The organism is Nonomuraea sp. NPDC049378 (assembly GCF_055586745.1).
The window spans coordinates 326,535-345,179 of record NZ_JBVJHP010000010.1 but is presented as its reverse complement, the minus strand read 5'-3'; the positions used below and the strand labels follow the sequence as shown (position 1 = coordinate 345,179).

16 protein-coding genes and 1 pseudogene are annotated in these 18,645 nt (G+C 73.3%); 10 read left to right on the top strand and 7 right to left on the bottom strand.

From position 1 onward, the window contains the following. Window positions 1-103: 103 nt before the first annotated feature. From ACZ6SA_RS23555 to ACZ6SA_RS23530, 6 genes are all read right to left on the bottom strand, one after another. Window positions 104-889: a class I SAM-dependent methyltransferase family protein gene (locus ACZ6SA_RS23555; protein ID WP_347643313.1), complete on the bottom strand. Its 786-nt coding sequence runs from the start codon at window positions 887-889 to the stop codon at window positions 104-106. Next, window positions 886-1,446: a lysophospholipid acyltransferase family protein gene (locus ACZ6SA_RS23550; protein ID WP_347643314.1), complete on the bottom strand. Its 561-nt coding sequence runs from the start codon at window positions 1,444-1,446 to the stop codon at window positions 886-888. The genes ACZ6SA_RS23555 and ACZ6SA_RS23550 overlap by 4 nt, the downstream gene beginning before the upstream one ends. Beyond that, entirely contained in the window at window positions 1,443-2,237 is a 795-nt protein-coding gene (locus ACZ6SA_RS23545; protein WP_347643315.1) for a phosphatidate cytidylyltransferase, read from the bottom strand. The genes ACZ6SA_RS23550 and ACZ6SA_RS23545 overlap by 4 nt, the downstream gene beginning before the upstream one ends. Next, window positions 2,234-2,836, bottom strand: a complete 603-nt coding sequence (locus ACZ6SA_RS23540) for a CDP-alcohol phosphatidyltransferase family protein (protein ID WP_347643316.1) — start codon at window positions 2,834-2,836, stop codon at window positions 2,234-2,236. Before ACZ6SA_RS23540 ends, ACZ6SA_RS23545 begins: the two co-directional genes overlap by 4 nt. 258 nt (window positions 2,837-3,094) lie before the next feature. Then, a complete protein-coding gene (locus ACZ6SA_RS23535; RefSeq protein ID WP_347643317.1) occupies window positions 3,095-3,442 on the bottom strand; it encodes a DoxX family protein in 348 nt (115 codons plus the stop codon). Window positions 3,443-3,468: 26 nt separating this feature from the next. Continuing rightward, complete coding sequence (locus ACZ6SA_RS23530) at window positions 3,469-3,930, bottom strand: carboxymuconolactone decarboxylase family protein (protein WP_465830342.1); 462 nt, start codon at window positions 3,928-3,930, stop codon at window positions 3,469-3,471. A 104-nt stretch (window positions 3,931-4,034) separates the two neighbouring features. On the opposite strand from ACZ6SA_RS23530, the gene ACZ6SA_RS23525 reads away from it, so the two are divergent. The 10 genes from ACZ6SA_RS23525 (at window position 4,035) to ACZ6SA_RS23480 (ending at window position 17,676) form a co-directional block, all read left to right on the top strand. Continuing rightward, a complete protein-coding gene (locus tag ACZ6SA_RS23525) occupies window positions 4,035-6,896 on the top strand; it encodes an AfsR/SARP family transcriptional regulator (RefSeq protein ID WP_465830340.1) in 2,862 nt (953 codons plus the stop codon). Between the two features lie 308 nt (window positions 6,897-7,204). Next, complete coding sequence (locus tag ACZ6SA_RS23520) at window positions 7,205-8,449, top strand: MFS transporter (RefSeq protein WP_347643320.1); 1,245 nt, start codon at window positions 7,205-7,207, stop codon at window positions 8,447-8,449. Window positions 8,450-8,904: 455 nt separating this feature from the next. Further along, the gene (locus ACZ6SA_RS23515; protein ID WP_347643321.1) at window positions 8,905-10,140 is read left to right on the top strand and encodes a sugar transferase; all 1,236 of its coding nucleotides are present in this window, start codon (window positions 8,905-8,907) and stop codon (window positions 10,138-10,140) included. A 3-nt stretch (window positions 10,141-10,143) separates the two neighbouring features. Next, the gene (locus ACZ6SA_RS23510; protein WP_465830337.1) at window positions 10,144-11,433 is read left to right on the top strand and encodes an O-antigen ligase family protein; all 1,290 of its coding nucleotides are present in this window, start codon (window positions 10,144-10,146) and stop codon (window positions 11,431-11,433) included. Next, on the top strand, window positions 11,430-12,935 hold the full coding sequence (locus tag ACZ6SA_RS23505; RefSeq protein ID WP_347643323.1) for a lipid II flippase MurJ: 1,506 nt from the start codon (window positions 11,430-11,432) through the stop codon (window positions 12,933-12,935). The genes ACZ6SA_RS23510 and ACZ6SA_RS23505 overlap by 4 nt, the downstream gene beginning before the upstream one ends. Continuing rightward, entirely contained in the window at window positions 12,932-13,633 is a 702-nt protein-coding gene (locus ACZ6SA_RS23500) for a polysaccharide deacetylase family protein (RefSeq protein ID WP_347643324.1), read from the top strand. The genes ACZ6SA_RS23505 and ACZ6SA_RS23500 overlap by 4 nt, the downstream gene beginning before the upstream one ends. After that, a complete protein-coding gene (locus ACZ6SA_RS23495; RefSeq protein WP_347643325.1) occupies window positions 13,630-14,730 on the top strand; it encodes a glycosyltransferase in 1,101 nt (366 codons plus the stop codon). The genes ACZ6SA_RS23500 and ACZ6SA_RS23495 overlap by 4 nt, the downstream gene beginning before the upstream one ends. After that, window positions 14,727-15,302: a hypothetical protein gene (locus ACZ6SA_RS23490; RefSeq protein ID WP_443155431.1), complete on the top strand. Its 576-nt coding sequence runs from the start codon at window positions 14,727-14,729 to the stop codon at window positions 15,300-15,302. Before ACZ6SA_RS23495 ends, ACZ6SA_RS23490 begins: the two co-directional genes overlap by 4 nt. Further along, complete coding sequence (locus ACZ6SA_RS23485) at window positions 15,299-16,486, top strand: GNAT family N-acetyltransferase (protein ID WP_465830334.1); 1,188 nt, start codon at window positions 15,299-15,301, stop codon at window positions 16,484-16,486. Before ACZ6SA_RS23490 ends, ACZ6SA_RS23485 begins: the two co-directional genes overlap by 4 nt. Next, window positions 16,477-17,676, top strand: a complete 1,200-nt coding sequence (locus ACZ6SA_RS23480) for a glycosyltransferase (RefSeq protein ID WP_465830332.1) — start codon at window positions 16,477-16,479, stop codon at window positions 17,674-17,676. The genes ACZ6SA_RS23485 and ACZ6SA_RS23480 overlap by 10 nt, the downstream gene beginning before the upstream one ends. A 218-nt stretch (window positions 17,677-17,894) precedes the next feature. On the opposite strand, the pseudogene ACZ6SA_RS23475 reads toward ACZ6SA_RS23480, so the two are convergent. Next, window positions 17,895-18,095: pseudogene (locus tag ACZ6SA_RS23475) on the bottom strand (glycosyl hydrolase); the annotation flags it as partial. Window positions 18,096-18,645: the final 550 nt, after the last annotated feature.

Genomic DNA, 18,645 nt, shown 5'->3' with positions numbered 1-18,645 from the left:
TCGCGTCGTTCTTGCTGGGGTCGATACCGATCGTGTGATGTACCCCCTTCGGGATGGTTTCGGAATCCCTTCGGTCTGCTCTGAGGGGTGCCGGGTGGTCGAGCTAGCGGCTGTTGGCGACGCCGGCGTTCTGCGCGGTCGTGACCGCGAAGAGGCCCACCTTCTCCATGCGGCTGACGACGTCCTCGAAGCCTGCTTCCCGCGCCCAGCCGTGCGCCTGCTGCACCGACCTGCACTCCATGACCCACAGCGCGCCGTCGCGGTTGGGCAGCACGTTGGCGATGAACTCCAGTTGTGGATGGCGGGTCTGGGTGGTGAAGATCAGGACACCGTCGGGCGCGAGCAGGTCACGCAGGCGGGCCACCGACTTGCTGATCTGCTCCTCGGCCAGGATCAGCTCGTACAGCCCGGAGACCACGATGATGTCGGCAGGGCGGTCGAGCGGTGCGGGTTCGAAGGCGTCGCCCTGCTCGTACACGATGTTGGTCAGGCCGCGCGCCGCCGCCTGCTTCTCGCCGAGCGCCAGCCCGTCGGGCGTCAGGTCGCGGCAGACCACCTGGGTCTCCGGCTGTTCCTTGGCCAGGTCCTGCAGGTAGCGGCCGGGGCCTGAGGCCACGTCGAGGATCAGCGCCCGGCCGGCTCGCGCCGAGACCTCCTCCCTGAGCACGTCGTGCAGCAGGGCCCGTCTGGCACGGATGGCACGCCATCCGACGGCGTTCAGGTAGCCGCGGTCGATGAGCTTGCCCAGGCCGAGACGCCCGTGGGGTTCGTCGGCGTAGACGTAGTCGAGCATCGTGCCGCTGTCGAAGCCGTGACGGTAGCCGATGCGGACGCCCTCGCTCAGTTGCCCGACCGTGCGCAGCAGGAGCCGCATGAGGGTCCACTTCATGAAATATCTCCTTCGATGAGGTTGTGTGCTGTTTCCAGGTCGTGCACCAGCCGGCGGAAGCGGACGAGGACCCGGCCCCGCCGCACCCGCCCGTGTACGGGCAGCACCTCGGAGGTGCCGCGGATGGTGACGGGCTGGAGCGGCACGCCCGCCTTGGCGGCGATGCGCGCGGCCCCGGAGCGGAACTCGCCGACGCGGCCGTCCCGCGAGCGCGTGCCTTCGGGGAAGACGACGACGATGCGTCCCTGTTCCAGGAGCTGTACGGCACGCGCGAGGTCGGCCGAGCCGCCTCCGCCCCGCCGTACGGGAAAGCCGGCGACGAGGGAGCGGCAGACGAGTGACCGCAGCGGGCCCGCGAACCAGTAGTCGGCGGCGGCCGCCACCACGGGCCGCCTGCGCGCGGGCAACGCGGCGAGCAGCGCGGCCGTGTCGGCGTGCGAGGAGTGGTTGGCGACGACCACGCACGGCCCGTCGGGAACCGTCCCTTCCACCCGCAGCCCGCCGTTGCAGGTGAAGGCGGTCCGCCACAACCATCTCCGCAGGAGAGCGCCGTTCACGTCAGCACCACCGCCAGGGCCAGGGCGATCAGGAGGGAGTCGACACGATCCAGCAGGCCGCCGAAGCCGGGCAGCCACGCTCCCGCGTCCTTGACGCCCGCGCCGCGCTTGACCATCGACTCCACCAGGTCGCCGAGGGGCGCGCCGACGGCGACGGCGACGGCCAGAGCGGGGGTGAGCGACCCGAGCAGGGCCAGCACGCCGAGCCCGCCCGCCGCGCCGCCCAGCACGCCGCTCCAGGTCTTGCCCGGTGACAGCGGTGACAGCCGCGGGCCGCCGCCGAGCTTGCCGCCGCACCACGCCGCCACGTCGGCGATGGCGACGGCCAGGCAGAGCGCGAACGCCTGGGCGGGGCCGAGCAGTACGAGCCCGGCCAGCGGGGCGAACCACAGCAGCCCGAACATCCCGAAGGCGGCCCTGCGGGATCCGTCCTCCGCGTCGCCGGACAGGACCGGTGCCAGCACCACGGCCAGTAAGCACACGGCCGCCGGCCCGTACACCTCGCCCATCAGGGCGGCGACGGGGAGCAGGGTGGCGTGGGCGAGCAGGATGGCGCGTTCAGGGGCGCGCAGCCGTACCAGGCGGGAGTATTCGAGGACGCAGACGACGCCGAGCACGACCGCGAGCGCGGCGGCGCCCTGAGGGCCGAGCAGGAGGCTGCCTGTCACGAGCGGCGCGGCGACGGCCCAGGTGGTCCAGCGGCGCACCAGCTCCCGCTGCCTCGACCACCACACGGCCAGCCCGCTCACTCCGAGGGCTCCGGCCAGGTAGGGGGCGGTGTCGAGGATCATGACCCGGTCCCCTGAAGGGCGGGGGCGCTACGCAGCTCGCGGTGGACGCGCGCGAGCCGTACGACCGCTGTGATCAGGGAGCCGGCGGCGAGCACCACCAGCCAGGCGGGCCAGCCCGTGAGGGCGAACAACACCAGCAGGACGCAGCGCTCGGTCTTGCCGGCGGGGCCGCCCTGCGGGCGCCGCGCCCCTGCGGCGGCGCCCGCGAGTGCGGCCCACGAGGGGAGGGTGGCGGCCAGCGCGGCCCAGGCCACGAGCGCGGGGTCGGCCAGCGCCAGGCATCCGGCCAGCGCCGCGTACTCGGCGAGCCGGTCACCCAGTTCGTTGGCCACGGCACCGAACCTGGTGCTCCCGCCGCTGTCGCGAGCGACGCCGCCGTCGAGGTTCGCGCAGGCCAGGCGGCCGGCGAGGGCCGCTGCGACGGCCAGCGCCACCCACGGTCCCGTCTCACCCTGAGCGAGTACGGCTCCCGCCACCGCCCCGAACACGATGCCTGACACGGTGATGGCCGAAGGACGGACGCCGCGGGCGACCAGGAAGGCCCGCACTCCGCTGAGCCGGGCGGCGTACCAGGGTTTGAGGGCGTAGAGACCGTTCATGCCGGCCAATGTCTCGCGCTACGGCAGGCCGATACATGGGGAGTTCAGCGCAATTGTCCCTAGGTAGCGCTACTCACGCGTAGGGCAGCAGCATGACCTTGAACGATTCGGCATCACGCTGATCGTATATGTCCGCGGGCCTGTCGGATCAGGGGAGGGCGGGGGATCGGCTTTCAAGTCTGTCTGTCGACCTGAGCATGCCCAGGACGCCCCTCCGCCCGCGCGGGCGGAGGGGCGTCTCGCATGCTCAGGTCGTGCTCAGGTCATGAACCCCAGCACCAGGGACGCGGCGACCGGCGACAGGTAGAGCAGCGGGAACGGTATGTGCGCGTACGAGCGGGCGCGGATCACCGTGATGACGGCCCCGGTGAAGTACGCCACCAGGCCGATCCCGGCCAGGACGCCGATGACGGGTACGAACAGCCCGACGAGCAGGCCCGCGGCGCCCGCGGCCTTGGCGGCGCCGAGCCAGGGCCACCACGTGCGGGGCACCCCGTAGTCCGCCAGGGGACCCACCACCCAGGAGGCGCGGATGAAGACGGAGACGGCCGAAAAGCCCACCCAGGCGGCGGTGAGAATGGCGACGATGACGTACGCAGTGAACATCGGATGGTTCTCGTTTCCTGATCTCGTCAGGCCCAGGACGTGCCGGTGGGCTCTTTGACGGTGACGTTGATGCGGTTGAAGAAGTTGGTCATGGAGATCGTCAGGATGATCGCGGACAGCTGCCGCTCGTCGAAGTGGTCGGCGACCTCGTCCCAGAGGTCGTCGGGCACGGCGTCCGCGGACCGGTCGGCGATCCGGGTGACGGACTCCGTGAGGGCCAGCGCGGCGCGTTCGACGTCGCTGTAGAACGGCGCCTCGCGCCAGGCGGCCACGTTGCCCACGCGCTCGTCGGACTCGCCGGACTTCTTGAGGTTCTGGACGTGGGCGTGGACGCAGGCGCCGCAGCCGTTGATCTGGCTGGTGCGCAGGGCGACGATCTCCAGCAGTTCACCGGGCGCGCCGCCCTGGTTGATGCCCTGGTAGACGGCCTGGATCCCCTTCATGGTCTCGGGGAGCACGAACGCCGGGTTCTTCATGCGGGCTTCCATGATCGAAATCTCCTCTCACCTGTGCACTCATCATGGGAAGCCGGGTTGATACATTCGCGATGCGTCCGCTATGGATGGTTATGCGTCATTGGGGGGAGGCGAGGGTGGGCGTGCGGTTCGGTGTTCTCGGCCCCGTACACGTCATGGCAGGCGACCGGGAGCTGACCGGCCTGGCGCCACGTCACCGTGCGGTGCTGGCGTACCTGCTGCTGCACGCCCGCACCGTGCTCAGCGCCGATCAGCTGAGCGACGCGGTGTGGGGCGTGACGCCGCCGGACACCGCCCGCGCGCAGATCCAGGCCGCCGTCACCGCCATCCGCCGGGTGCTCCGCGAAGCGGGCGCGGCGCGGCTGCTCGTGACCCGCCCGGGCGGGTACGCCATCGAACCGGAACAGCTCGATGTGGAGGACTTCGCCCGCCGGATGGCGGCTGCCCAGAAGGAGGCCGATCCGGACAGCGCCGCCCGCCAGGTACGCGACGCGCTCGCGCTGTGGCGGGGGCAGCCGCTGGCGGACGTGCACGCCGACTACGTCGAGAGCGCGCGAAGCCGGCTGGAGCAGCGGCGACTGGCCGCGATCGAGCGCCTGGCCGACCTCGAGCTGTCGCTGGGCCGGCACGAGGACCTGATCGACGAGCTGTCCGCGCACGTGGCGGCGCACCCGCTGCGCGAGCGGCTGTCGGGTCAGCTGATGCTGGCCCTGCATCGCGCGGGACGGCAGGCCGACGCGCTGTCGGTGGCCAGGGCGTTCCGCGAGTCGCTGGTGGAAGAGCAAGGGCTGGATCCCGGCCGGGCGTTCGTGGCCATCGAGCAGGCCGTGCTGCGGGGCGATGCGGATCAGCAGCTCCCGCCGCGGGACAATGCCGCGGCACGCGAGCCCCGGCGGGCGAACTTCCTGCCGTACGACATTCCCGACTTCGCCGGCCGAACCGTCGAGCTGGAGCGGATCGCCGGGCTCGGGCCCGGTTCGACGATCTTGACCATCGACGGGATGGCGGGCATCGGGAAGACCGCGCTGGCGATTCACGCCGCGCACGCGCTGGCCGGCCGGTACCCCGACGGGCAGCTCTTCGTCGACCTGCAGGCGCACACGGCGGGGCACGAGCCGATCGAGGCGGGCGCCGCGCTGGAGACGCTGTCGCGCCAGCTCGGGGTGCCGGCCGAACGCATCCCCTCCTCGGTCGCCGCTCGGGCCGCGCTGTGGCGGGCCGAGCTCGCCCAGCGCAGGGTCGTGATCGTCCTGGACAACGCCGCCGACACCGACCACGTCAAGCCCCTGCTGCCGGGCGCCTCCGACAGCCTCGTCCTGGTCACCAGCCGCCGCCGGCTGGTCGATCTCGACGGCGCCCGCACGCTGTCCATGGACGTGCTGCCGGCCAAGGACGGCGTGCGGCTGTTCACCTCGATCGTGGGGGTACGGGCGACGGCCGAACCGAGCGCGGTCCTCGACGTGCTGCAGCTGTGCGGGTTCCTGCCGCTGGCCGTGCGGATCGCCGCCGCGCGGCTGCACCATCGCCCTCGCTGGACCGCCGGCTATCTCGCCGGCAGGCTGCGTGACGAGCGCCGCCGGCTGGCCGAGCTGTCCACCCCTGACAGGGGTGTCGCGGCCGCGTTCACGCTGTCGTACCGGCATCTGGATGCCGAGCGGCAGCGCATGTTCCGGATGCTGGGCCTGCATCCCGGGCGCGACGTCGATGTCCACGCCGCCGCCGCGCTGGCCGGCGTCCCCGCCGACCACGCGGAGACGTTGCTGGAGGACCTGCTGGACGCCCATGTCCTGGCGCAGTACGAGCCTGGGAGATACACGTTCCACGACCTGCTCCGCGAACACGCGCGCGCCACCGTCTCCGCCGAGGAGACGGTTGAGGCCCGGCACGACGCCCTGACCCGCCTGCTCGACCACTACCTGCGCACGGCGGCCGCGGCGATCGCCGCTCTCTACCCGTTCGGCGGCCTCCGCAGGCCGTCACTCGCCGCGCCGGAGACCGTGTCGTTCGTGGACGGCGCCGAAGCGAGCGCGTGGCTGGACGGCGAGCGCGCCAACCTCGTCGCCGCCTGCAGCCGGGCGGCCGACGGCGACTGGCCGGTGCACGCGGGCCGGCTGGCGACCGTCGTGCATCCCTACCTCGACGGTCACGCCCACCACGCCGACGCGATCATCGTGCACACGAAGGCGCTGGAGGCCGCCCGCCGCGGGGACGACACGGCGGGCGAGGCGCTGGCCCGGCTCGATCTGGCCTGGGTGCGCTGGCGGCAGGGCCGTTACGAGGAGTCGTACGAGGTCTGCGGGCCGGCCCTGGACCTGTGCCGCGCGGCCGGCGACCGGCTCGGCGAGTCGCGGGCGCACAACACGCTCGGCAACGTGTGCCTGCGACGGCACGCGTACGAGCGGGCGGACCACCATCTGGAGCAGGCTCTCGCCCTGAGCCGCGAGATCGGCAACCCCGTCGGGGAGGCCTACACGCTGAGCAGTCTCGGCGTCAGCCACCAGCGGCAGGGACGCCATCGCGCGGCGCTCGACCACCATCGCCGGGCCCTCGCGCTCCACCGCCGGCTGGGGAACCGGAGCGGTGAGGCCGGCGTGCTCGACCTTCTCGGCCAGGACTACCTGGCGCAGGGGCGGTACGAGCAGGCCCGCGACCAGCACCGGCACGCGCTGGAGCTCTATCGCGAGCTGGGCGGCCGGAGTGACGAGGCCGCGCCGCTCAACGGTCTGGGGGAGGCCGGCCGGTGCCTCGGCGACCACGACCAGGCCGTCGCGCGTCACTGCGACGCCCTCGCCGTCGCGCGCGAGGTGGGCAACCGGGCCGAGGAGGCGCGCGCCCACGAGGGACTGGCGCGCACCCACCATGATCGTGGCCGCGTGGACGCGGCGCGGGACCACGCGGAACGGTCCCGGCGCCTCTACGCCGACCTGGGCGTGCCCGAAGCCGCGGCCGTTGAGGAGTTCCTGGCCGAGCTCGTCTGACCCGCCGATCGGCGCCCGCCTGGAACGGAGCCCGGCGGGCCGTTGATCGGCGCTCTTCCCGAACGGAGCCCGGCTGAGCCGTGGATGCGCCGGGACGAGCGAGAACCGGCGTGGGTGGACGAGGACAGCCATACTGCGGACAATTGTCCGAGGTGACCTTCCGGGTGGGAACAGACCCTTGACAGGCGACCCTGGGCACATCATTCTGAGGCCAGCCCATGGTGACCACTGTACGGACGAATGTCCGCTCAGCGCGCGGCCGCGTGCCCGGCAGTGGTCTCGTGCCCTCCAGCGCATAGGAGCGCCAGATGAGCAGCACCACAGAGCGCCCCCAGGGCGGTGCCTCCCAGCAGGTGACGAAGGCCTCCGTCGCGATCGGGTTCGCGGTCCTGTGCGCGTCGTACATGCTCAACGCGATGGACCGGCAGATCTTCTACCCCCTCCTGCCCGAGATCCGGACCGAGCTCGGCTTCTCCCTGGAGCAGGGCGGGCTGCTGGCCACCGGCTTCACGCTGGGGCTCGCGCTCGCCGGGCCCCCGGCCGGCTACCTGGCCGACCGGCTCTCCCGCAGGACGATCATCGTCATCAGCGTGCTGGTCTACTCCCTCGGCACGCTGGCCATCCCGCTCGCCGTCGGGTTCGTCGACATGAGCATCTACCGCCTCGTCTCGGGCATCGGCGAGGGCGTGCAGGCCACCGCCCTGTACGCGGTGATCGGCGCGTTCTTCTTCCACCGGCGCGCGCTGGCCGCGGGCGTCGTGGGCGTGGCGTTCGGGCTGGGCGTCTTCCTCGGCCCGCTCATCGGCACGGGGCTCGCCGAGAGCTCCGGCACCTGGCGCACGCCGTTCTTCCTGTTCGCCGCCGCCGGTCTCGCCATGAGCCTGCTCATCGCGTTCACGGTGTCGCGCAAGATGACCGAGGCGGTCACCGGAGGGGCCTCGCAGGCCGACGCCACCGCGTACGAGCACGTGCCGGCCTCCCCCTACAACCGCAACACCCTCGGCGTGGGCATCGCCTGCGCCGTGTCCGGCCTGGTCTTCTACGGCTATCTCGGGCTCTACCCGACCTTCCTCCGCGAAGGGCTCGGCTTCACCGCGGACCAGGCGGCCTTCGCGGTGTCCATGGGCGGTCTGGGCGCCATGATGGCCCTGCCGGCGGGCTGGCTGGGCGACCGGTTCAACCAGGCCCGCCTCCTGATGCTCGCCATGGTCGCCACGTCGGTCACCGCCTACCTCATGTACCAGGTCGCGACCGCGGTTCCGGCGCAGTATCTGCTCTCCTTCCTCATGGGCACCTTCGCCAGCGGCTTCCTGTTCACCAACTGCTCCACCGCCATGCAGCGGGCCGTCCGCCCGCACCACGTCGGCCGGGGCGCGGGGCTGTTCATCCTCACGTACTACGTCGCCGCCGCCTTCTCGGGGCTGCTGTTCGCCCGTCTCGTCGGCGCGCTCGGCTGGGAAGGCGCCGGCCTCTGGCAGCTCACCCTCCTGCCCGTGCTCGGCGTCGCGGGCCTCCTGCTGGTGAATCCGGCCAGGATGGTCCTGCGGCGGTAGGCCGGTCGGCTCCAGAACGGCGGTGTCCCCGTGGGCGCCGCCGTTTTGCGTGATAAATCCGGAGCTAAACGTCGAAATTGCATTTGCCTGCTCAAAGAATGGCCAAGGAAATGTTGCCGAGCGGCGCGGTGCTTTCGCCCTTCACGTATTCGATTTTCTCCGGCTGGTGGAGCTACCATCAAATCGCTCGCTGCGGGATTGTTCGCGTATTGCCTAGGAAAGCCCCTGCTCAACGCCCTATGCCGCGGCAGGTTGCCGAAAAGGTGACTATGGGCTTCATGGGTGGATGGATTGGCTGATCGAAGGTCAGACCGGTCGAACGAGCTATGTCCGGAGAAGCAGTGGCTGTTAGCGTTGGGGGCGATCGCCGGGCCGCGCGGCCGGCGGAGCGCCGGAGCTCACGATCATGGCGAGCAGCGCAGCCACTCGTCCTGGTCGGCGTCGACCTTTTGTGCATGGCCTTCACCGCCGCCCAGGCGGGCCGGGGCATTCCGCCCGTCGCCGTCGCGGCCGTCCTGGTCGTCGTGCTCAACGGCCTCGGCCGGGTGTACGCGCCGCAGGTCCTGGCCTCCGGTCTCGACCGTGGCGGCTGGATCGCCGGATCCGGCTTCTTGGCCGCCTGCGTGGCCTTCCGGGAGTCGGCGTCGTTCGTCACGATCGTGCTGTGCGCGGTGCTCTACACCTTCCTCGCCGTGTGCGGCAGGAGCATGCTCGCCTTCGCGGCCCGCAGAGCGCACCGGTACGGACGGTCGGCGCCCACCCTGGTGATCGGCGCGGGACCGTACGGCCGCCGGCTGGCGGAGAGCCTGCTCGACCACCCGGAGCACGGCCTGTATCCCCTGGGCTTCCTGGACGAGGCGGCCGGGGACACCTCCGACCTGCCCGTTCTCGGCCGGCCCAGCGAGGCCGCGCACATCATCCAGGCCTACGAGGTGCGCGCGGTGATCCTCGCGGGGGCAGGGCAGCAGCCGCTCGCGCGGACGGCGAGGGCGCTGGGCTGCGACGTGTACCTCGCGCTCGACCTGAGCGAACTGATCGTCGACTTCGTCACGCTGCGCGAGCACGTACGCGGCTTCCCGCTGCTCCGCATGCGTCCCGCCGCGCAGCACAGCGCGCTCTGGCCGCTGAAGCGGGCACTCGACATCACGATCGCGCTGATCGGCCTCCTTCTGACCGCGCCGCTTCTCGCGCTCTGCGCGCTGATCATTCGCGCGGAGGTCGGCCAGAGCCCGCTCTTCCGGCAGCGGCGGGTGGGCTGCCAGGGAGAGCCGATCGAGGTGATCAAGCTCAGGACGATGAAACCCGCCGACGCGCACGAGTCGGCGACCCTGTGGAGCATCGCCCACGACAGCCGGGTCGGCCGGGTGGGCAGGCTGCTGCGCAGGACGTCGGTCGACGAGCTCCCGCAGCTCTGGAACGTTCTCAAGGGAGACATGAGCATCGTCGGCCCCCGGCCGGAACGCCCGCACTTCGTCGACGAGTTCTCCCGCACCATTCCCGGATACGGCCTGCGGCACCGGCTGCCGGCCGGGATCACCGGATGGGCCCAGGTCCACGGGCTGCGCGGCGACACCTCGATCGAGGACCGCGCCCGTTTCGACAACCACTACATCGACGGGTGGTCCTTCGGCTCCGACATCAAGATCATGGTACGGACCGTGTGGTCGCTGCTCCGGCTGGGCGGGAGCTGACCCTTGGGCGCCCTTCCCCGACCCAGCCTCGTGGCGGCCGCGACCGTGCTCCTGACCTGCCTGCCCGCGGGGCTCGACGGCCTGACCGCCCAGGTGCGGGTGACGGCCGCCGACATCGCCTCCGTCGCGCTGGCCGCCGTCGCGCTCGCCCTTCTGGTCGCGAGCCCGCGCGCGGCCGAACTGCCCGCCCGCGCGCTGGTGCTCGCACCCGTCGCGGGCGCGGCCGCCATCGCGGTGCTGGCCTCGCCCGACGTGCTGGCGAGCGTGCCGGGCTACCTCAGGTACGTCCAGGTGTTCGTGATCGTCCCGCTGGCCGTCATGGTGACGGTGCGCGACCGTGCCGACAGCCTGATCGTCGGCGGGGCCGTCGTCGGCGCGGCGGCCGTGCAGGGCGTGGTCGGATGCGTTCAGGCGTTCACCGGCACCGGGGCGTCGTACGCAGGGGAGCGGGTGCGGGCCGTCGGCACGTTCGGCGCGCTCGACGTCATGGGCATGGCGAGCGTGGTCAGCTTCGGCGCGATCATCCTGCTGGGCGTGGGCCTCGGCGTACGCGGCCGGCGGCGCGCCGCCGCGCTCGGGGGTGCCGCCCTGCTCTGCGTGCCCCTCGCCCTGTCGCTCAGCAGGGGCGCCTGGCTCGCCCTGCTGTGCGCGGCGCTGGTCATGGTCTTCATGCGCAGCCGGGTGCTCGGCGCACGGGTGCTCCTCGCCGGCGCCGCCGCCGGGACCGTGCTGGTCGCCGGCCTCGGCACGGGATCGGACGTGCTGGGACGGCGGGTCGCCTCGATGGCCTCCGCCGTGACCCAGCCCGACCAGTCGCTGAGCGACCGGTACACCCTGTGGCGCACCGCCGCCGGCATGTGGCTCGACCACCCGCTGACCGGGGTAGGACCGCGCCGGTTCGCGGAGCTGCGCGACACGTACGCGCCCATCGAGCTGTCGTCCGGCAGCGACACCGACGACCCGGTGCACGGATTCCAGCGGCAGCCGCTGCTCTCCCCGCACAACATGTACCTGCTGACCCTCAGCGAACAGGGCCTGCTCGGGCTGGCCGCCCTGGGCCTCTGCCTGGGGGCCATGGCGTGGTGGGCGGTCCGAGGGGGCGCGGTGATCGCGGCCGGGCTGCTGACCTGGCAGCTGGCCGACTTCGTCTACGGTGACATCGGCGGCCCTCCGACGCTGGTCATGTCGGTCGTCCTGGGGCTGGTCCTGGCGCGCGTCACCCGCCGCGCGGGGCCGCCGCCGGTGACCGGAGCCCTGGCCGTGCCCCGGTCAGGGCCGGGCGGGACACGATGACGACGGCCACCTCGCCGGCGGTCAGGGCCGTCAGCGTCACCGCGCTGCTCATCGGGCTCGGCTCGCTGCTCGGCTTCGTCCGCGACCTGCTGCTGGGCACGACGTTCGGGGCCGACGCCGGCACCGACGCGTTCCTCGTCGCCTGGACGATCCCTGAGACCGCGGCCCCCCTGCTCATCGAGGGCGCGATGGCCTTCGTGCTGGTCCCGCTGTTCAGCCGGGCGGTGGAGGCGGGCGACGACCCGCGGGTCCTGGTGTCGTCGACGTTGCCGTACCTGTGTCTCGCGCTCGCGGCGCTGAGCGCGGTCGCCGCCGCGGGCGCGCCGTGGCTGGTCGGCCTGCTCGCCCCCGGCATCCCGAGGGCCGACCTCGCGGCCGACTGCATGCGTGTCGCCTCGGTCACGATCCTGACGTTCGGGCTGGCCGGTTACCTCAGCGCGGCGCTCCGCTCGCACCAGACGTTCGCGCCGCCTGCCGCCATCTACGTCGCCTACAACCTGGGCATCATCGTCTGCCTGTGGTCGCTGCGCGACCAGGGCGCGTACGGCGCCGCGGTGGGCGTGGCCGTGGGCGGCGCGGGCATGGTGCTCGTCCAGGCCCCGGCGTTCGTCCGGCGCTTCGGCCCGCCCCGCCGCCCCACGCGCGGGGTGCCGCTGCCCCTGGCCGCGTTCCTGCCGATCGCGATCTTCACGCTCGCGCGCCAGAGCCAGGTCTTCATCGAGAGGTTCGTCGGTTCGTCGCTGCCCGAGGGATCGATCTCGCACCTCAACTACGCGCAGAAGATCGCGCAGGTGCCGATGGTGTTGTCCCTGATCGTGGCGACGGTGACCTTCCCCGACCTGGCCCGCGCCGTCGCCGCCGGTGACGGCGCGCAGGCGCGCAGGAGGCTGGTCGGCGACCTGGTCGCCGCCTCGGCGATCGTGCTGCCCGCCACGGCGGCGCTGCTGGTCTGCGCTCCCGACGTCGTGGCCGTCCTGCTGCGGTACGGCGCGTTCACCGAGGCGGACACCGCCGCGACCGCGCGGATCATGCAGGTGTACACGCTGGGACTGCTCGGCCAGGCGGTGGTCGGGGTCGTGTGCCGCACGTACTTCTGCGGGCCCCGCGCCTCCTGGTACCCGGCGCTCGCGATGGCCGCGGGGCTGGCCACAACAGCGGTGCTGGCCCGGCCGGCGTGGGGGGTCACAGGGCTGGCCGCGGCCAACGCGGCCGGGATCACGCTGACCGGCGTGGTGCTGCTGGCCGGGCTGCGCAGGCGCGTCATCGCCCTGCCGCTGCGCGACGCCGCCACGCCCGTCGGCGCGCTGCTCCTGGCCGGCGCGGCCGGCGCGGGAGCGGGCTGGGTCACGCGGCCGCTGCTGGCGCACCTGCCGCTGCCGGTCTCCCTGGGCCTGACCTGCGCCGCGATCGCCGCCGCCTTCTGCGCCGTCGCGGCCCTCGCGGGGGCCGCGACCACGCTCACCGAAATCACCCGCTCGATCAGGACGCGAGGTCGCGGATGACCGCCATGCCGTACGTGCTCATGTACCACTCCATCGAGAAATATGACAGCGATCCCTTCCAGATCACCGTCTCGCCCGACCGTTTCGAGCGGCAGCTGCGCTGGCTGGCCCGGTGCGGCCTGACCGGCGTCTCCATGCGCGAGCTGCTGCGCGCCCACGCGGAGGGCAGGGCCGGGCGCCTGGTCGGGCTCACGTTCGACGACGGGTACGCCGACTTCCTCGGTGAGGTCGTCCCCGCGCTGCTCGAACGCGGGTTCACCGCCACGGTCTTCGTGGTGTCCGACCTGATCGGCGAGCACAACGCCTGGGACGCCGAGGGGCCGCGCAAGCCCCTCATGGACGCCGACGGCGTGCGCCGGGCCGCGCGGCAGGGCATGGAGGTCGGCTCGCACTCGGCGGGGCACCGCTCGCTGACCGGCCTGAGCGAGGACGATCTCTGGCACGAGGTGACGGCCGGCAAGGCGGCGCTGGAGAACCTGCTCGGCGAGCCGGTGAGCGGATACTGCTACCCGTACGGGCACGCCGGCGCGCGCGAGGTGGACGCCGTCCGCAGGGCCGGCTACGGCTACGGCTGCGCGATCTGGAAGTCCGAGCTCAGCGGCCGCTACGCGTTGCCGCGGACCTACGTCGGCGAGCGGGACGGCGCGCTGCGGCTGCGCGCCAAGCGGGTGCGTCACCAGGTCCGGTGGGGGTGGTGAAGGTCCTGCATGTCATCACCGGTCTGGCGGCGGGCGGCGCGGAGCAGCAGCTGCGCTTCCTGCTGCCGCACCTGCGGGCCCGGTGCGACGTCGCGGTGCTCACCGGCGCCGGCGTGGTCGCGGACGCCATCGCGCGCACCGGCGTGCGCGTCCACCAGGTCGGGATGCGCGGGAACCGGGACCTGCGGGCCGTCGGGCGGCTGGCCCGGCTCATGCGCAGGCACCGCTACGAAGTGGTCCACACCCACCTCTACCGCGCCTGCGTGTACGGCAGGCTGGCCGCGCGGCTGGCGAACGTCCCCGCGATCGTGGCGACCGAGCACTCGATCGGCCGCGAGCACATCGAGGGGCGCCGCCTCACCCGCTCCGTCAGAGCGCTGTACCTCGCCAGCGAGTTGCTCGGGCACCTGACCGTGGCCGTCTCGCCGACCGTGGCCGACCGGCTGGCCGGCTGGGGCGTGCCGCGCTCGCGCATCGTGGTGATCCCCAACGGCGTGGACGGCGGGGCCTTCGGCTTCGACGCGGCGCTGCGCCGGCGCACCCGTCAGCGGCTGGGCGTGCCGGCGCACGCCTTCCTGATCGGCGGGGTCGGCCGGCTGGAGCCGGGCAAACGTTTCGACGCGCTGATCGAGGCGCTGCCCGCGCTCGAAACCGCCGTTCTGCTCCTGGTCGGCTCGGGTTCGTGCGAGCCGCGCCTGCGGGAGCTGGCCGGCGCGGTGGGCGCGGGAGACAGGGTGATCTTCGCCGGTGAGTCGACGGACGTGCGGGCGATGTTGTCGGCGATGGACGTGCTGGCCGCGCCGTCGGCGGAGGAGACGTTCGGCCTCGCGGTCGTCGAGGCGCTCGCCGCGGGCCTCCCGGTCCTGTACGACACCTGCCCGGCCATCGACGACCTGCCGCCGGGCTCGGCGCCCGGGGCCAGGCGCGTCCCTCCGGACCGGATCGCCGCCGAACTGGCCGCGCTCGCCGGGCGCCCGCCGGGGAGGCTGCCCCCGCCCGACGCCGTCCGCCTCTACGACATCCGCCGCCAGGCCGACCGGCTGGAGTCGCTCTACCTGCGCCTGCTGGGCGCCGCACCCACGGAGGATCAACGATGACATGGACCCGGGCCCGCATCATGGGCGTGCTCGCGCGATGGTGGCTGCCGCTGTCCCTGGCGCTGGGGGCGTCTGCCGGGGCCGCGTACGCCGTGGCCAGGGACGCCGTCTACAGCGCGGACGCCTACGTCGTGGTGGTGGCGGGCGGCGACCCGGCGCAGGCGATCGACTTCGCCTCCGCCTACGCCCGGATCTCCGGTCACCCCGGCCTGCTCACCGGCGACGTGACCGAATGGGGCAGCCTGAGCGTGGCGGCCTCGCCGGACGCCCCTCTGGTGCGTCTGACGTCCGTGGCGCCCACCGGGTGGGAGGCCGCGGACCGCGTCAACCGGGCGGCCACCGCGCTGATCACGTACGCCAACGGGCACGCCACCGACACCCGCGTGCGGCTGGCGCCCTTCGCCAGCGCGTCCATCCCGACCCGCCCCTCGGCCCCGGTGCCGCTGGCCAGCGTGGCCGTCGGTGCTTTCGGGGCGGCCCTGGTCGCGGGCCTGATCCGCCTGGCCGCGCCGCAGGCGCTGCGCCAGGCGCGGCGCGAGCCCGCGCCGGTGCTGAGCGGGGCGGAGGCGTGAGCGCCGCGACGCCCGGCGCGTCCACGTCGAACGGCTCGCCCGCCCTGTCGCCGGCCCCGTCACAAGCCCTGTCACCCGCGCACGCTGCGCGGCTCACGCTGCGGGTCGTGCCGCGCAACGCGCTCTCGGGGCTGGCGGAGGACTGGGCCGACCTGCACGAGCGCAGCTCGACCGCCACGCCGTTCCAGTCGTACAGCTGGCTCTGCTCCTGGTGGCGGGCCTACGGAACTCCGGGGCGGCTGCGGGTGTTCCTGGCCTACCGGGGCGGGCGGCTGGTGGCGGCGGCGCCCCTCAGGCTGGAGTACCGGCTGGGCTGCCGGGTGCTGACGCCCGTCGGCGGCGGGCAATCCGACTTCACGGACATCATGGTGGACGACGCCGAGGGCGACGCGGGCATGCGCGAGTTGCGCGCCGGGCTGCTCGCCCAGCCGGGCTGGGACGTGATCGACCTGCCCGAGGCCCGGCCGGGCGCGGCCGTCCTGCGGCTGGCCGGGCTCTGGGGCGCCCGGGCCTGGACCCTGCCCGCGTCCACCTGCCTGCAGCTGCCGGGGCAGCCGATCGAGCAGGTGGCGGCCGCGCTCAACGGCCGGCGGGCGCGCCGGCTGCGGACGGCGCTGCGCAAGCTCGACGCGATGGACCTGTCGGTGGATGTGGTCGAGCCGGACCGGGTCGAGCAGTCGGTGACCGAGCTGCTGCGGCTGCACACCCTGCAGTGGGAGAGCCGGGGGATCAACGTGCAGCACACGCAGCCGCGGTTCAGGGACCATCTGGCGCGGGCCACGCGGTCGCTGGTGGTGGAGGACCGCGCGGTGCTGAAGGAGTTCAGGGTGCGGGGGCGGCTGCGGGCCTGCGATCTGACCGTGGTCGGCAAGGACTTCGTGGGCGGCTACCTGTACGGCGCCGATCCGGAGCTGCGCGCCGAGGCCGACGTCCTCACGATGTTGCTGCGCGACAACCTGGAGACGACCCACCGGCTCGGCAGGCCGGTGCTGAGCCTGCTGCGCGGCGACGAGCCGCACAAGGCGAAGTTCGGCTGCGAGGCGGTCGTCAACCAGCGGGTGATGCTCGGCCGCGGCGTCCGGTCCGCCGCCTACGCCGCGAGCGCCGGCGCCCGCGCGGCGGGCCAGGAACTGCTGAAGCGGCGCTGCCCGCGCCTGGTGGAGAGGTTCGCGGCATGGCGGTGACCCCGCGCGTCCTGCACGTCACGCAGCCGGTGGACGGCGGGGTCGGCGCCTACGTGGCGACGGCCGCCGCCGACCAGGCGCGGCGGGGCTGGCGGGTCGCGGTCGCCTGCCCGCCGGCCGGCCAGGTCGCCGGAGAGCTGGCCGGCGACCTGGCCGGTCTGGGCGTGCCCTGCCTGGCCTGGGAGGCGACCCGCGCGCCGGGGCTCGCCGACGTGGGGCAGGCGGCCCGGCTGGCGCGGATCGTCAGGGAGTTCGGCCCCGACGTGGTGCACCTGCACTCGTCCAAGGCCGGGCTGGCGGGCAGGGCCGCGCTGCGGGGACGGGTGCCCACGCTCTTCCAGCCGCACGGCTGGTCGTGGCTGGCGGCCCGCGGCGCGCTCGCCGCGGCGGCGCTGGGCTGGGAACGGCTGGCCGCGCGCTGGGCCGACCTGGTGATCTGCGTCGGTACGGGCGAAGCGGAGCTGGCCAGGCGGCACGGCGTGCCCGCCGAGCTCGTGGTGGTGCGCAACGGCGTCGACCTGCGCCGGTTCCGGCCCGCCGGCCCGGGGGAGCGCGCGGCGGCCCGCGCGGCCCGCGGCATCCCGGAAGGGACGCCGCTGGCGGTCTGCGTCGGCAGGGTCACCCGGCAGAAGGGCCAGGACCTGCTGCTGTCGGCGTGGGAGCGGGTGGCCGCGCGCGACGGCGCGGCCCGGCTGGTCGTCGTCGGCGACGGCCCGCTGCTGCCCGCGCTGCGGGCGCGGGCCGTGCCGCGCGTTGACTTCGCCGGCGACGTGGCCGACGCCAGGCCCTGGTATGTCGCGGCCGACGTGGTGGTCCTGCCCTCACGCTGGGAGGGGCTGCCGCTCACGGCGCTGGAGGCGCTGGCCACGGGACGTTCGCTCGTCGCCTACGGCGTGCCGGGGATCTCCGAGCTGGTGTCCGGCGGAGTCGGCGCGGTCGTCGCGCCCGGCGCCGTGAGGGAGCTGGCGGAGGCGCTGCTGCGCAGGCTCGGGAGCCCCGCGCTCGCCGCCGCGGAGGGGGCGGCCGCCGTGGAGCTGGCGGGCGGGTTCGACGTGGGCCGGTCGATGGACGCGCTCGCCTCGTCCACGCTCGGGCTGCTCGGGGTCGGCACGGGAAAAGGGCGCCGGTGCAGCCGCTCGCGGAAGACCTCAGCCGAGCGCGGGTTCGACGAGCACTGCCAGATGCCGTGAGGACAGTAATCGGAGATCGAGTGATAGAGCACGTTGTGACTGTCGATCCAGTCGAGCATCCGGCGGACGTAGTCGGGCCGGTCGCCGTTGCGGAACAACCCCCACTCGGGGAACGAGATGGGCTTGCCGTGCCGGGCGGCGAAGTCGGCGTGCGCCTGCAGCCCGTACGGCTGGTTGACGTAGTCGGAGAAGTCCTCGCCCGGCCCCTGGTCGTAGCTGTCCATGCCGATGATGTCGACCACGTCGTCACCCGGGTAACACTCCGTCCAGGGGATCGCGTCGAGCCCGCGGCTGGGCGCGAAGTCGAAGCGGAACCGCTGGCCGGGCGCCGCGCGCATGGCCGCCACGATGCGCCGCCAGTACTGCTTCCACGCCTCCGGGTTCGGCGCGCAGCGGCTGGAGTAGGTCGTGCCGTTCATCTCCCAGCCGAGCACGATGATCGTGTCGCCGGCGCCGGCGGAGACCAGTTTCCTGCCGAGCTCCGCGAAACGGTGGTCGTGGTCGCCGCGGGCGCCCTCGGCGAGCCGCTGCGCCACTTCCGCGTCCGGCATCCCGGACTCGTTCGGAGCGATCATCGGCACGTTCAGCGCCAGGACCCGGTCCGGTTCGGCGGCTCGCCAGCGGGTCCAGGGGCCGAGGACGAACTCGGCTCCCTCGATCGACTGCCAGGTCTCGCCGGGCAGGTACGTGCGTCCCACCGTCACGCTGCTGTTCAACCAGGACTCGAAGCGTTCCAGGTGCATGGGACCGCGCGAGTCGGAGCCCAGGAAGACTCCCAGCGCCGCGCCGTGACCTTGCCGGTCGTCCGGCGGGTCGTCGCCCCAAGCGCCCAGGCCCAGCCACACCGCCGCCGCGATCGTGACGATCGCCAGCGAACAGCGCAGATAGCCCTTTCTCATCACCATCGCATGTCCCCCGTCGAAGTTTTCCCTCATTCCCTACACCCCGAATAACGGCCGATCGGATATT

Coding starts and splice junctions, on each gene's coding strand:
- ACZ6SA_RS23555 (WP_347643313.1), bottom strand. CDS start 889: ATGAAGTGGACCCTCATGCGGCTCCTGCTGCGCACGGTCGGGCAACTG.
- ACZ6SA_RS23545 (WP_347643315.1), bottom strand. CDS start 2,237: ATGATCCTCGACACCGCCCCCTACCTGGCCGGAGCCCTCGGAGTGAGC.
- ACZ6SA_RS23540 (WP_347643316.1), bottom strand. CDS start 2,836: ATGAACGGTCTCTACGCCCTCAAACCCTGGTACGCCGCCCGGCTCAGC.
- ACZ6SA_RS23535 (WP_347643317.1), bottom strand. CDS start 3,442: ATGTTCACTGCGTACGTCATCGTCGCCATTCTCACCGCCGCCTGGGTG.
- ACZ6SA_RS23530 (WP_465830342.1), bottom strand. CDS start 3,930: ATGGAAGCCCGCATGAAGAACCCGGCGTTCGTGCTCCCCGAGACCATG.
- ACZ6SA_RS23520 (WP_347643320.1), top strand. CDS start 7,205: ATGAGCAGCACCACAGAGCGCCCCCAGGGCGGTGCCTCCCAGCAGGTG.
- ACZ6SA_RS23515 (WP_347643321.1), top strand. CDS start 8,905: ATGGCCTTCACCGCCGCCCAGGCGGGCCGGGGCATTCCGCCCGTCGCC.
- ACZ6SA_RS23505 (WP_347643323.1), top strand. CDS start 11,430: ATGACGACGGCCACCTCGCCGGCGGTCAGGGCCGTCAGCGTCACCGCG.
- ACZ6SA_RS23500 (WP_347643324.1), top strand. CDS start 12,932: ATGACCGCCATGCCGTACGTGCTCATGTACCACTCCATCGAGAAATAT.
- ACZ6SA_RS23490 (WP_443155431.1), top strand. CDS start 14,727: ATGACATGGACCCGGGCCCGCATCATGGGCGTGCTCGCGCGATGGTGG.
- ACZ6SA_RS23480 (WP_465830332.1), top strand. CDS start 16,477: ATGGCGGTGACCCCGCGCGTCCTGCACGTCACGCAGCCGGTGGACGGC.